12 protein-coding genes are annotated in these 12,171 nt (G+C 65.6%); 7 read left to right on the forward strand and 5 right to left on the reverse strand.

Annotated features, from left to right (window positions below; all coding sequences use genetic code 11):
- The first annotated feature begins 141 nt into the window (after positions 1-141).
- Both QE363_RS10250 and QE363_RS10255 read left to right on the forward strand, forming a co-directional pair.
- A complete protein-coding gene (locus QE363_RS10250; protein WP_309694925.1) occupies positions 142-684 on the forward strand; it encodes a sigma-70 family RNA polymerase sigma factor in 543 nt (180 codons plus the stop codon).
- Positions 681-1,661 (forward strand): FecR domain-containing protein, encoded by a 981-nt coding sequence (locus QE363_RS10255; protein ID WP_309694926.1) that lies wholly within the window; start codon positions 681-683, stop codon positions 1,659-1,661. The genes QE363_RS10250 and QE363_RS10255 overlap by 4 nt, the downstream gene beginning before the upstream one ends.
- A gap of 252 nt (positions 1,662-1,913) precedes the next feature.
- On the opposite strand, the gene QE363_RS10260 is transcribed toward QE363_RS10255, so the two are convergent.
- The 3 genes from QE363_RS10260 to QE363_RS10270 all read right to left on the reverse strand — a co-directional run bounded on the left by QE363_RS10260 (position 1,914) and on the right by QE363_RS10270 (position 3,535).
- Complete coding sequence (locus QE363_RS10260; protein ID WP_309694928.1) at positions 1,914-2,147, reverse strand: hypothetical protein; 234 nt, start codon at positions 2,145-2,147, stop codon at positions 1,914-1,916.
- Between the two features lie 234 nt (positions 2,148-2,381).
- Complete coding sequence (locus tag QE363_RS10265) at positions 2,382-2,837, reverse strand: VOC family protein (RefSeq protein ID WP_309694929.1); 456 nt, start codon at positions 2,835-2,837, stop codon at positions 2,382-2,384.
- Between the two features lie 2 nt (positions 2,838-2,839).
- Positions 2,840-3,535, reverse strand: a complete 696-nt coding sequence (locus QE363_RS10270) for a type 1 glutamine amidotransferase domain-containing protein (protein WP_309694931.1) — start codon at positions 3,533-3,535, stop codon at positions 2,840-2,842.
- A gap of 158 nt (positions 3,536-3,693) precedes the next feature.
- On the opposite strand from QE363_RS10270, the gene QE363_RS10275 reads away from it, so the two are divergent.
- On the forward strand, positions 3,694-4,608 hold the full coding sequence (locus QE363_RS10275) for a LysR family transcriptional regulator (protein ID WP_309694933.1): 915 nt from the start codon (positions 3,694-3,696) through the stop codon (positions 4,606-4,608).
- Between the two features lie 74 nt (positions 4,609-4,682).
- On the opposite strand, the gene QE363_RS10280 is transcribed toward QE363_RS10275, so the two are convergent.
- The gene (locus QE363_RS10280) at positions 4,683-5,777 is read right to left on the reverse strand and encodes a Gfo/Idh/MocA family oxidoreductase (RefSeq protein WP_309694935.1); all 1,095 of its coding nucleotides are present in this window, start codon (positions 5,775-5,777) and stop codon (positions 4,683-4,685) included.
- A gap of 31 nt (positions 5,778-5,808) precedes the next feature.
- Between QE363_RS10280 and QE363_RS10285 the strand changes: the two genes are divergently transcribed.
- The 4 genes from QE363_RS10285 to QE363_RS10300 all read left to right on the forward strand — a co-directional run bounded on the left by QE363_RS10285 (position 5,809) and on the right by QE363_RS10300 (position 11,453).
- Positions 5,809-6,702, forward strand: coding sequence for an aldo/keto reductase (locus QE363_RS10285; RefSeq protein ID WP_309694936.1), 894 nt, complete (start codon positions 5,809-5,811; stop codon positions 6,700-6,702).
- Positions 6,699-7,769 (forward strand): LLM class flavin-dependent oxidoreductase, encoded by a 1,071-nt coding sequence (locus QE363_RS10290; RefSeq protein WP_309694938.1) that lies wholly within the window; start codon positions 6,699-6,701, stop codon positions 7,767-7,769. The genes QE363_RS10285 and QE363_RS10290 overlap by 4 nt, the downstream gene beginning before the upstream one ends.
- Positions 7,770-7,835: 66 nt before the next feature.
- Entirely contained in the window at positions 7,836-9,068 is a 1,233-nt protein-coding gene (locus tag QE363_RS10295) for an MFS transporter (RefSeq protein WP_309694939.1), read from the forward strand.
- 87 nt (positions 9,069-9,155) lie between these two features.
- Entirely contained in the window at positions 9,156-11,453 is a 2,298-nt protein-coding gene (locus QE363_RS10300; protein WP_309694940.1) for a TonB-dependent receptor, read from the forward strand.
- Between the two features lie 289 nt (positions 11,454-11,742).
- Here the strand turns inward: QE363_RS10300 and QE363_RS10305 are convergent, their stop codons facing one another.
- Positions 11,743-12,057 carry a hypothetical protein gene (locus tag QE363_RS10305; protein WP_309694942.1) on the reverse strand — a complete coding sequence of 105 codons (315 nt, stop codon included), beginning with the start codon at positions 12,055-12,057 and terminating at the stop codon, positions 11,743-11,745.
- Positions 12,058-12,171 lie beyond the last annotated feature (114 nt).

Genomic DNA, 12,171 nt, shown 5'->3' on the forward strand with positions numbered 1-12,171 from the left:
AGCTTTCCGCTGCCCCCGCTTCTTTCGACGTAACAACCACACAGATGCGAACCGCGACCGCGACATTTTTCTGCAATGTTTAATTTTTCGGTTCGCCAATGATGTGGACGCACGTCATAGAGGCGAGGGGGACGCACGAGGATGCAGCAGGATGCGAACAAGGCCGTCGTTGTTGACGGGCGAGGGCAGGCTGACGGTAGCGACGCGCCTTTCGCGGCCTATCGCGCCGCGTTGCGCGCCTTCGTGTCGCGGCGCATCCTCGATCCGCACGAGGCCGAGGATCTGGTGCAGGAAGCGTGCACGCGCCTGATCGCCACCGCACGCCAGCGTTCGCTGGATGAGCCTCAGGCCTATCTGTTCCGGATCGCCGCGAACCTGATCGCCGATCGGGGGCGCCGGCATACGGCCCTTGTGCCGCTGACCGATGACCTGCACCCGTCGATCGCGCCACGTCAGGAAGAGCGCCGCCGTGTTGTCGACCTGCAGCAGGCGCTCGAGGTGGCGCTGGCTGAACTAAGCCCTCGGGCGCGGGCGATCTTCCTGATGCGGCGGTTCGACGAGATGGGTACCGGCGATATTGCGCGCGCGCTGGGGATCAGTCCGCGGATGGTCCAGAAACACCTGACCCATGCCGTGAGCCACCTGTACGATCGGCTGGCGCATCTGCGCGAGGTGGCGCCATGAGCGAACGCCACGACTCGGACCGCCACGGTTTGGGCCGCCATGATCTGGGGAAGCGCCGCGAGGCGGTGTTCGACGCGCTGCTCGGCGACCGCGCGGACACGCTCCATCCCGACGACCGCGCCGAGGGGCAGGCGTTCTGGGACTGGTTGGGCGAGCAGCCGCGTCCCGCTGCGAACCACACGCCGTCTCGCCGCCCCATATGGTTCGGCTGGACGATCGCTGCTGCGTTGGTGTTGACGGTGGGAGGCAATCCGCAGCCAAGGATGCCGGACGGCGCCGCCGATGCGACCGTCGTCCGCTATGTCTCGGGGCGAGGGGAGCGGCGGGTGATCCGCCTGGCTGATGGGTCTACCGTCACACTCGGTGCGCAGACCGCGCTGAGCGTCCGCTTCGCCCGTGCCCGCCGCGGCCTGCTGTTGGAGGAGGGCGAGGCCCTGTTCGAGGTGGCGCACGACCGCAATCGTCCGTTCGTCGTGCAGACGCGGTTTGGTGCGGTTACCGCGGTCGGCACCGCCTTCGGCGTCACCATCGGCCGCCGCGAGGCGGACGTCTCGATCACCGACGGGACGGTACGTGTCACCGTCTCGGCCGATCCACAGGACAGGTCCACGTCGGTCGCCAAGCTCGCGCGTAAGGGCGAACGCGTGGCGTTCGGAACGACGGTGCAGGGGGGCGCCCGCGTGGGCTTCATCCGCCAGACGGAGATGGTGGACGTTGACGACGCGATTGCCTGGACGCGAGGCCAACTCGTCTTCCACGGCGAACCATTGGAAGAGGTGATCGACGAGGTGAATCGCTATGCGATCAGCCCGGCCGACGAACTGTCGCTGACCGACCGCCGCGCCGCGCGAACGCCGGTCTACGGCATCATCGACCAGGGCAATCCGGCTGCGATTCGCGACCTTATCGATCGCCCGGAGGGAGTGGTTTCAATATCGAGGCGGTTGAGGGAAGGGCATAAATACCCGTTTCCCTGACAACAAGATCAGCAAGAAGGTGAAAGCCAGGGGATTCGGTATGATCACTTTCGGGAAGGCGGATCGAGGCTATATCGACCCAAGGCTTCAGCGTTGTCACGGTCCGCATTCCCCATCCCACTGCGATCTTGCGACCAAGCGTAGCCGGACCTCCGTATCGCTTGAATTGAACGAATGACAGAAGCTGGGCGCTGCGTTGGCTGCTTCGAATGACCGCAAGTGGGTCTCGTCGCTAACGCTTTGGCTGAGCTTTCAACTCCGGCAGGACCTTAATTTCAAACGACGGGGCGGAAGAAGCGGCAATGCGGCTGATTGCGGCTCGAGCGTCGCGGCCTGTCGGCGGGTCACATCGTTGCGGATTGCGTGGACCTCCGTCGGATTGTCCCAGTTTGCCATGATGAGGCCAGCCCAAAAGTCGTTGCCGTTTCTCGCACTCTCGATAGCGCCCAGCCCGCCCACGTCCAGGGGTTCAAAAAGCTTGGCCATTACCATTCTCCTACGTTGGGCATCGAAGCCCATGGTTCGGCAGGCGCCTTATGTTCGCCCTTTGCGGCTCGAGCGTCGCGGCCTGTCGGCGGGTCACATCGTTGCGGATTGCGTGGACCTCCGTCGGATTGTCCCAGTTTGCCATGATGAGGCCAGCCCAAAAGTCGTTGCCGTTTCTCGCACTCTCGATAGCGCCCAGCCCGCCCACGTCCAGGGGTTCAAAAAGCTTGGCCATTACCATTCTCCTACGTTGGGCATCGAAGCCCATGGTTCGGCAGGCGCCTTATGTTCGCCCTGCTGGAGTAGTTCGATCGAGATGCCGTCGGGCGAGCGGACGAACGCCATATATCCGTCACGCGGCGGGCGATTGATTGTTACCCCGCCAGCCTGCAGCCGGGCGCAGGTCTCGTAAATGTCCTCGACGCGGTATGCGAGGTGGCCGAAATTCCGGCCCCCGGTGTAGGTCTCGACCGGGCTGCCATCTTCTGGCGGCCAGTTATAGGTCAATTCGACCTCAGCCTGGCCGGGCTTACCCTCGCCGCGATGATCCTCGCCGGCCGCCAGGAAGATCAGCGTGAATCGCCCCTGCTCGTTTTCAATCCGCCGGGTTTCCCTGAGGCCCAGCAGTTCGAAGAAACAAACCGTCGCCTGCGGATCGGCAACCCGCAGCATGGTGTGAAGATAGCGCATGATCAGGCGGCCTTTGCCGTGAGGGCTTCCATGACCAGCTCCGCCGTGCGTGTGGCCGAAGCGGGGTTCTGTCCGGTCACCAGATTGCCGTCGCGCAGAGCGAAGGGCTGGAAATCGGGGCCGCCCTCATGGTGCGCGCCCAGTTCCTTCATACGGGTTTCGAGCAGGAACGGCACAGCCTGATCGAGGCCCACGGCGCGTTCCTCGCTGTCGGTGAAGGCGGCAACCCGGCGCCCCGCCACGAACGGCGTGCCATCGGGCTTTTTCGCGGAAACAAGCCCGGCGGGGCCGTGGCAGACGGCGGCCACGATCTTGCCTTCGCGGTCGAACCGCTCGACCAGTCGTGCGAGGTCTTCGCTGCCGGGATAGTCGAACATCGTGCCATGCCCGCCGGGCAGGAACACTGCGTCGTAACCGGCCGTGTCGATGCTGGTGAAAGCGGGCGTGTCGGCCATTTCGGCCTTCAGCGCTTCGTCCTTCAGATAGCGCTCGACCGACGCATCATTCTCGCCGTCGGCGTTGACGCTGCGCTGGTCGACCGGGATCGCGCCACCCTTGATCGAGGCCAGGGTCACGTCGGCGCCCGCATCGCGGAAGCCGTAGTAGGGCGTGGTCAGTTCTTCGAGCCAGACGCCGGTCGGCTCGGTGCCGGGGGTCATGCGATCGGCTGACGTGGCGATCATGAGAATGCGTGTCATTGGCTTGGCTCCTTTGCGTGCCGGATCGGGGGCGAGTGACGATGCCGTTGCAGCGATGGCTCGGACCAACGCCTGTCAGAATGCAGCCTCGGTTATCCGTCTGTCGCGTCGATGCTCATTCAGATAGGCCTGATCGCTCATCATGAAACCCAAGGGGAATGGCCACCATCCATAAATCAATTTATGGAGACGCAATGTCCCTTCCACAGATGCGCACATTCATCGAAGTCTATCGTCGTCGGTCGCTGAGCGACGCGGCGCGTGCGCTTGGCATCACGCAGCCTGCGGCGTCCCAGCACATCGCCTCGCTGGAGGCACAACTCGGCCATCCGCTCTTCGACCGCCATTCGCGCGGCGTCCGTCCCACGGCGATCGCAGATGATTTCGCCGCCTCGATTGGCGGCAGTCTCGACCGCGCTGAAGCCGCATTGGCATCGGCACGCGCGCGGTCGGTTCGCATTTCGGGAACGGTCCACATCGCCGCGCCCTCCGACCTTCTCGGCGAAATGATCACGCCAAGGCTCGGGCCGCTGCTCGACTCGGGGCTTGATCTGCGCCTGCATATCGGTGGGCGCGATGCGCTTTATGCCATGCTGCTCGACGACAAGGTGCATCTTGGCATCACGGCATCCCAGCCCGAAGACGCGCGGCTCGCCTATCAGGAGATCGGCAGGGAAGACCTGCGCGCCGTGGCCGCACCCGCCATAGCCGAGCGGATTGCGCGCATGCCGCTGCGTGAAGCACTCAATACGGTGCCCTATCTTGCCTATGATCTCGACCGGCCGTTGGTGCGCAATTGGCTGGAGGCGAACCAAATCGAGGTCACCCGGCTTCCGGCCCTGACCGCACCGGATTTGCGCGTCCTGCGCTCGGGTCTATGCGCAGGACTGGGTTGGACGGTGCTGCCCGGTTATCTCACCAGCGCCGAGCGCACGGCCTGCACCCTTGTCGAAATTGAAGCGCCTGTTCGCGTGCCGACCAACCCATACTATCTTGTCTGGGCCAAATCCTCCTTGCGCCATCCCCGAGTGGCATTAGCGCGCAATGCCCTGATCGGAGCATTGCAGGCATGACCGCTCTGGCCGACTTCGGGTCCAAGCGTACGATGCGGTCACGGTAGGCGGCCAAGCACGCCAAGGTCACGACACTATACGATCTCCTCGACCTCACGCATCTCGACCACGCGGTGTTCGCGGGCGCTGATTTCCGCTGCGACGCCCATCGCCACCGCGCGAAGACCGTCCTCCGCAGACACCTGGACGGGGCCGTCGCCGCGCACCGCATCGGCAAAGGCAAGGTGCTGGTAATAGGTCGCGCCCTCATGGCTGCCTGCGGCATGGGCCGTCGGGTCGATCGCGATGCGGGTGCGCTCGACGCGTTTGTCTCCGCCGAAGCCGACGCGCGGGCTGTAGACCAGTTCGCCGGGCGGGATCAGGACGTCGAGGCGGGCGGTGTCGCCGGTCGCGCTCATTTCCTCCTGATGCTCGGCACCGTCCGCGAACATCGACAGATCGAGCATCGCGCGCACGCCGTTGGCGAAGTCGATGGTGGTGAAGCTGTTATCGATGATGTCGGGTGTGCGGCCGTCATAACGTTCGTCGAGATGGTTCACGTCCATCGCGCCCGAGCAATAGACGCGCACCGGCTCCGCCTGGACGATCAATCGCATCAGGTCGAAGAAGTGGCAGCATTTCTCGACCATCGTGCCGCCGGTATTGGCCGCAAAGCGGTTCCAGTCGCCGACCTTGGGCAGGAAGGGGAAGCGGTGCTCGCGGATCGACAGCATCTGCAACCGGCCGACGCGCCCGCCATGGATGGCATCGATAAAGGCGGCGGCGGGGGGCATGAAGCGATATTCCATGCCGGTCCAGAACGGCCGGGCATGACCGGCGGCGCGCTCGACGATCCAGCGCGCGTCGGCGAGGGTGGTGGCAAGCGGCTTTTCGCACAGGATCGCCGCATCCATGCCGAACAGCGGTTCCAGCACCGTGCGGTGAGTGTGATTGGGGGACGCGACGACGACCGCGTCGACACGAGCGTCGCGGGCAAAGGTCTCGACGCTGTCATAGGCGGTGACGTTCGCCGCTGCGGACCCTAACGCGTCGCGGGCCCAGTCGAGCGATTGCGGCACCGGGTCGGCGATCGCCACGATCTGCGCCCCCGGCACCAGCGCGATGTTGCGCAGATGCTCGACGCCCATCATGCCCGTTCCGACGATCCCGTATCGAATTGCGGCTACCATTGCCCGTGTCCCTATGCCATTCCGACGCCCGATGACGACCATCCGCCTTTCCCGCGAAGCACGGCCGCTCGGCAAGAGTGCAATCCTTGTGTCCCCGATAGCTTGGGGTATGTGGCGTTTTACCGGCGAGGATGTCTCCTCGGCGCGTGCCCGTGTCGAGGCCGCGCTTGATGCCGGGATCACCCTCTTCGACACCGCTGATATCTACGGCGTCGACGATGGCGGGTTCGGATCGTCCGAGGCGCTATTGGGGCGGGTGCTCGCCGAGGCGCCCGAATTGCGCGAGCGGATGGTGATCGCGACCAAGGGCGGCATCTGGCCGAGCTTTCCCTATGACTCGAGCGCGACGTATCTGGCCGGGGCGCTGGACGCGTCGCTCACGCGCCTAGGCGTCGAGCGGGTCGAGCTGTACCAGATCCATCGTCGCGATTTCCTGAGCCATCCGCAGGAGGTCGCCACCGCGCTGACCCGCATGGTGGAGGCGGGCAAGGTCGCCGGGATCGGCGTGTCGAACCACAGCCCGGCCGAGGTCGATGCGCTCTCCGCATTTCTGGGCCTGCCGATCCTGACCACCCAGCCCGAATTTTCGCCGCTGCATTCGGCGCCGCTGTTCGACGGTACGCTGGATCAGGCGATGGCGCGGGACATGGCGGTGCTCGCCTGGTCGCCGCTGGCGGGCGGACGGCTGGTCGCGGGGGATCATCCGGCGGGGGCGCTGCTGGCAGAGCATGGCCGGCGTTGGGGCGTCGATGCCGCGACGGCGGCGCTGGCCTGGACCATGGCGCATCCGGCGCGGATCATCCCGATCATCGGATCGCAAAATCCCGACCGTATCCGCGCGGCGGCGGACGTATACCGCGTGCAGTGGACCCGCGCCGAATGGTATGCTGTGCTTCAGGCCGGAATGGGGGAGCGCCTGCCATGACCGATACGCTTGGCCCATGCGAGATCAGTTGGTTCTCGGCGTTGTGCGACGACGATTACGAGTTTCTGGGCGTCCCCGATCCGGCGCTGCGCTCCAGCTGGGAGCATTGCCGCGACATCGTGTTGCAGGCGGAGACGGCGGGCTATGACAATTGCCTGCTGCCGTCGGGCTATGCGCTGGGCATCGATACCACCGCCTTTGCCGCCGGGATCGCGCCGCTGCTCCGGCGGATGCGGTTGTTGATGGCGGTGCGGATCGGCGAAAGCTGGCCGCCGCAACTGGCGCGCCAGATCGCGACGATCGACCGGATGCTGGGCGGGCGGCTGACCGTCAACATTATCTCCAGCGACCTGCCCGGTGAGACGCTGGATAGCGCGCCCCGCTACGCCCGCACGGTCGAGGCGATGCACATCCTGCGTACCCTGCTGGACGGCAAGCCGCTCGATCATGACGGCGAGTTCTGGAAGCTGAAGCTCGCCCCGCCGCGCGTGACGACCGTATCGGGGCTGTGCCCTCCATTCTATTTTGGCGGCCTGTCGGAGGCCGCGCGTGAGGCGGCGGCCGAGGGTGCGGACGTCTATCTGATGTGGCCCGACACGATGGAGGGGGTGCGCGCTATCGTCGCCGACCTGCGCGCGCGGGCCGCGCGGCGCGGCCGGAGCTTGCGCTTCGGCTACCGCGTCCATGTCGTGGTTCGCGAAACCGAGGCGGAGGCGCGCGTCGCCGCCGACCGGCTGCTGTCCAAGCTGGACGACGCCACCGGCGCGGCGATCCGGTCGCGTTCGCTGGACTCGCAATCGGCGGGCGTTCGCCGCCAGGCCGAACTGCGCGAGGGGAGCGACGACGGCTATGTCGAGGCGAATCTGTGGACCGGCATTGGGCGGGCGCGTTCGGGGTGTGGCGCGGCGATCGTCGGCGATCCCGATCAGGTTCTCGCCAAGCTGCAGGCCTATCGCGAAGCGGGCATCGATGCGTTCATCCTGTCGGGCTATCCGCATGCGGCCGAGGCCGACCTGTTCGCGCGCCATGTCCTCCCACGGATCGATCATGCCCCGCTGACATTGTGACCGGCTTGGCGGCGCGATAGAGAAACTGTCTCGCCGCCGTGCCCGGCGCCTCGCCATGATGCGGGCATGAGACATGTCGGGGAATTGAGCGCGCGCCATCGCGGGCTGTTATTTGCGTTGGTCATCACGGCGGGCGTTCTGAACCTCGTCGATCGACAGGTCATCGCGGTACTGAAGCCGGTGATCGCCGCCGATCTTGGCTGGAGCGATGACGATTACGGCACGCTGGCTGCCTGGTTTCAGGGCGGCGCGGCGGTCGGTTTCCTGTTTAGCGGCTGGATCGTGGATCGGCTGGGCGTCCGCTGGGCCAATCCGATCGGGGTGGCGGCATGGAGCATCGCGGCCTTGCTCCATGGTTGGGCGCGGTCGATGGGCGCGTTCATTGCGGTGCGCGTAGCCTTGGGCGCGACCGAGTCGATGGGGACGCCCACGGGCATCAAGACGGTCGCGGCCGTCCTGCCGCCGCGCTGGCGGTCCGCAGGCTTTGGTGCGGGCAATGCCGCCAACAGCCTGGGCGCGATCCTGGCGCCGCTCGCCATTCCATTATTGGGCCTGACATTCGGCTGGCGGGGTACGTTCATCGCGGTCGGGCTGGTCGGGCTGGGCTGGGCCTTGACCTGGTTGATAGCGGCGCGAGGGATCGTCTTTGCCGCGCCCAAGCTGGCCGACGCCGCGCCGCCGTTACCCGACGCGCCGCTGCTGCGCGACCGGCGGACCTGGGCGGTGGCGGGGGCCAAGTTGTTGTCCGATGCGACTTGGTGGCTGTTGCTCTTCTGGTTGCCCGACTTCTTTCATCGGCAATTCGGGCTGTCGGGCGTCGCGCTCGGTGTGCCGCTGGCGCTGGCCTATGGCGGCGCGGCGATCGGCTCGCTGATTGGCGGAGCGGTGCCGACGCGGTTGCTCGGGCGTGGCTGGTCAGTGAATGCAGCGCGCAAGGCCGTGCTGCTTGGTGGCGCACTGGCCGTCGTTCCGATCCCGCTGGCGCTTCTGACGCATAGCTATCCGGTCGCGGTGTCGCTGATGGCGTTGGCGCTGGCCGGGCATCAGGCCTTTTCCACCAACATCTTCGCGATGATCGCCGATATCGTGCCCCAGCACCGGGTCGGTCGGGTGACGGCGTTCGGTTCGTTTTGCGGCAATATGGGGGGCGTCGCGATCGCCAAGATCGCCGGGCTGATCCTGGCGGCGGGGCTTGGCTATCTGCCGCTGCTGCTGTTCGCAGCGGTGGCGTATCTCGCGGCGCTCGGTTGGGTGCAATTGCTGTTGCCCCGGCTCAGGCCGATCGAGGCTGGGGGCTAAAGCCGCGCTGCTAACGGGTGAGGTGCTTCTTTATTTCCCATGTAATAAGTGGGCATTAGCGTCCGCGTCGATCTGAAAGGGGACCAGATGATCGTTCGACGCCTGCCCGTGCTGCTTGTCGGCACCGCTTTTACCCTGATTGCCACGTCTGCCGCCGCACAGGATGCGCCCACCGCTAAAACCGATACCAAGCCCGCTGACGGCGAGGTGGTCGTGACCGCGCGCTATCGCAACGAGACGCTGCAACAGGTGCCGATCGCGATCACCGCGCTGGAGGGCGGTGCGCTGGCGGAGCGGCAGCTCAACAATCTCGAACGGATCGCTACCTCGATCCCGTCGGTCGGCTTCCGCAGTGGCGCGTCCAACAAGGATCGCACCGTCTTCATCCGCGGGATCGGCACGATCACGACCTCGCCCGGCGTCGAGCCGTCGGTATCGACCGTGCTCGACGGCGTGGTGCTGACCCGTCCGGGCCAATCGACGCTCGACCTGGGCGAGGTAGAGCGGATCGAGGTATTGCGCGGGCCGCAGGGCACCCTGTTCGGCAAGAATGCGTCGGCGGGCGTGGTCAACATCGTCACGCGCAACCCGACCGACGAATTCCATGCCTTTGGCGAGGCCGGGGCGACGACCGATCAGGAGTATCGCATCAAGGCGGGCGTCTCGGGCGCGATCGTACCGGGCAAGGTCCAGGCGCTGATCGGCGGCCTCTACAGCGATTTCGACGGCAATCTGCGCAATGTCGCGACCGGCTATGATGCCAATGGCTCGCGCCGTTACGGCGCGCGCGGCAAGTTGGTGGTGACGCCTTTCGACGCTCTGAAGATCACCGCGATCGGCGACTATCTGAACACGCGCGAGACAGTGGCGGCGGTCTATGGCTCGACCCGACAGATCGCCTATCCGACGAACGCGATCACGGACTCCACCGCCCTGGCTACCGCGCTGGCCGGGCAGGGGATCGTCGCGTCGCCGTCCAACCGGCGGCTGGCGACCGATATCGACACCAACGTCCGCGACGAGAATTATGGCGGATCGCTGACCGGCGAACTCGCGCTTGGCGACTATCACGTCACCTCGATCACCGCCTGGCGGCAATGGTTGAACCAGCAGCGGCAGGATTATGATGGCCTCGCCCAGCTGACGGCCGCTTTTCCGTCGGGAGTAGATGACGGCACGGTCAACAGCCGCCAATTCTCGCAGGAGCTTCGGCTGACCTCGCCCAAGGGCGGGCTGATCGATTATGTCCTGGGGGCCTATTATCTGCGCGCGCGGACCGACGAGCGATATCAACGCGCGCTGACCACTCTGTCGGGTACGACGCGGACCAGCACCACCGGCATCGCCAATTACGGCATCACCAATCACAATTACGCGCTGTTCGGCGAGGCGAACATCAACTTCACCCCACATTTCCGGGGTATCGCGGGCTATCGTTCGACCTGGGATACGCTCGACTTCTACCATGTCCGCACGTCGACCAACGACCCGACGAACAGCGGCGCGGCGTCCCTCGACCGGCCCGGCATTCGCGCCTATCACAATGCGACGGGCCGCACCGATGCGCGTGGCGACAGCTATCGCCTCGGACTTCAACTCGATCTGGGCGACCATGCCCAGACCTATTTTACCTATTCGCGCGGCTATAAGGGCCCGGCCTACAACGTCTATTTCAACATGCGTTCGCTCAATGCGACGACCCTGCTCGACGAAGTGCCGTTGAACCCTGAAACGTCGAACTCCTATGAGGCCGGGATCAAGGGCAGCACCGCCAACCGCGCGCTCAGCTATGCACTGGCGGTCTATACGACCGATTTCGACGGCTATCAGGCGAACTTTACGGACTCGGTTGGCGGCGCGCCGGTCACGCGGCTGATCAACGCCGGGTCCGTCCGGTCGCGCGGAGTCGAGGCGGACGTGACGCTGCGCCCGGCCCAGGGCTTCACCGTCGATCTGTCGGGGGCATTCACCGACGCCACCGTCCGCAACTTCAACTGCCCGGTCGGCGCGCCGGTCAGCTGCAACGTCAATGGCCAGCCGCTGCCCTTCGCACCGCGCGTTCGCCTGTTCGAGAATGCGGCCTATCGCTTCACCCTGTCGGATGCGCTGTCGCTTGAGTTCCAGAGCGACGTGTCGTTCAGCAGCAAGGTGCAATATTCGCTGGCCGAGACCCCCAACACGGTCCAGCCCGCCTTTGCCATCTGGAACGCCAGCGTGGCGCTGATCCGGCCCGGCGATGGATGGCAGCTTCGCGCCTATGTAAAGAACATCGCCAACACGTCCTATGCCAGCTTCCTGAGCAACGGCACATTTGGCGGGACCGTCCGCTTCGTGCCGCGCGACGACCGGCGTTACGCGGGCCTTCTACTGCGGAAGGACTTCTGATGAACGGCGACACGACCCGGCACGGGGTGCTGCTCGCTGGGACCGGCGGTGCCTTTGGCCTCTATTAGATGGCGGCGGCGCCACGCCAGAAGCTGCGCCGGTCGCGCCGCCTACTGCGTGTGCTGGGCTCAGGCCGCGCAACATCCTGGCCGTACTGACCGATGATCATCGCTACGACGCCATGGGCTTCAGAAAGGCGCGGCATTTCGGTGACACGCCCACGCTTGATCGGCTGGTGCGCGAGGGGACGCATTTCCGCACGCGTTCGTCACCACTGCGCTGTGTTCGCCTAGCGGGGCGGTCGCCCCAACCGGGCTATTGCGACCTCTTCGGCCAGGGGCGGGGGTAGGGGCGAGGCAGAGACATCGCTCGGGACGGTCGCCGTTTCGCCGCGATCCTCGTCATCGCCCTGATGAAGTGCCCAGGCCGCCAGTTCCTGTTCGAAACAAAAGACCGAGCCCTGTTTCCCACCCGGCATCCGCCGCACCGGCAAGTCGCGTTCCCGCGCCCAGCGCATGACCGTGGTCCGATCGCGATTGAAATAGGCCGCGATCGATTTCCACCCGTCCAGACGCTTGCCGCCTTGGCCCCCGTCCTGCCCCACCTTGACGCCTACCCCCGAAGCGACCCCCGGCCCCATCGTGCCCGGAGAGCCGATCGGGCGTCAAGCATCCGCCAGCACTACGCCGATCGGCCCTGATACCCCATGTTTTGGAAT

The sequence above is a fragment of the Sphingomonas sp. SORGH_AS_0870 genome (genome assembly GCF_031453175.1).
Taxonomy (GTDB): domain Bacteria; phylum Pseudomonadota; class Alphaproteobacteria; order Sphingomonadales; family Sphingomonadaceae; genus Sphingomonas.

Bases quoted from the DNA above. Each gene is read 5' to 3' on its own strand.
- QE363_RS10260 (WP_309694928.1), bottom strand. From the start codon at position 2,147: ATGGCCAAGCTTTTTGAACCCCTGGACGTGGGCGGGCTGGGCGCTATC.
- QE363_RS10270 (WP_309694931.1), bottom strand. From the start codon at position 3,535: ATGACACGCATTCTCATGATCGCCACGTCAGCCGATCGCATGACCCCC.
- QE363_RS10285 (WP_309694936.1), top strand. From the start codon at position 5,809: ATGACGACCATCCGCCTTTCCCGCGAAGCACGGCCGCTCGGCAAGAGT.
- QE363_RS10265 (WP_309694929.1), bottom strand. From the start codon at position 2,837: ATGCGCTATCTTCACACCATGCTGCGGGTTGCCGATCCGCAGGCGACG.
- QE363_RS10250 (WP_309694925.1), top strand. From the start codon at position 142: ATGCAGCAGGATGCGAACAAGGCCGTCGTTGTTGACGGGCGAGGGCAG.
- QE363_RS10280 (WP_309694935.1), bottom strand. From the start codon at position 5,777: ATGGTAGCCGCAATTCGATACGGGATCGTCGGAACGGGCATGATGGGC.
- QE363_RS10275 (WP_309694933.1), top strand. From the start codon at position 3,694: ATGGCCACCATCCATAAATCAATTTATGGAGACGCAATGTCCCTTCCA.
- QE363_RS10255 (WP_309694926.1), top strand. From the start codon at position 681: ATGAGCGAACGCCACGACTCGGACCGCCACGGTTTGGGCCGCCATGAT.
- QE363_RS10300 (WP_309694940.1), top strand. From the start codon at position 9,156: ATGATCGTTCGACGCCTGCCCGTGCTGCTTGTCGGCACCGCTTTTACC.
- QE363_RS10290 (WP_309694938.1), top strand. From the start codon at position 6,699: ATGACCGATACGCTTGGCCCATGCGAGATCAGTTGGTTCTCGGCGTTG.
- QE363_RS10295 (WP_309694939.1), top strand. From the start codon at position 7,836: ATGAGACATGTCGGGGAATTGAGCGCGCGCCATCGCGGGCTGTTATTT.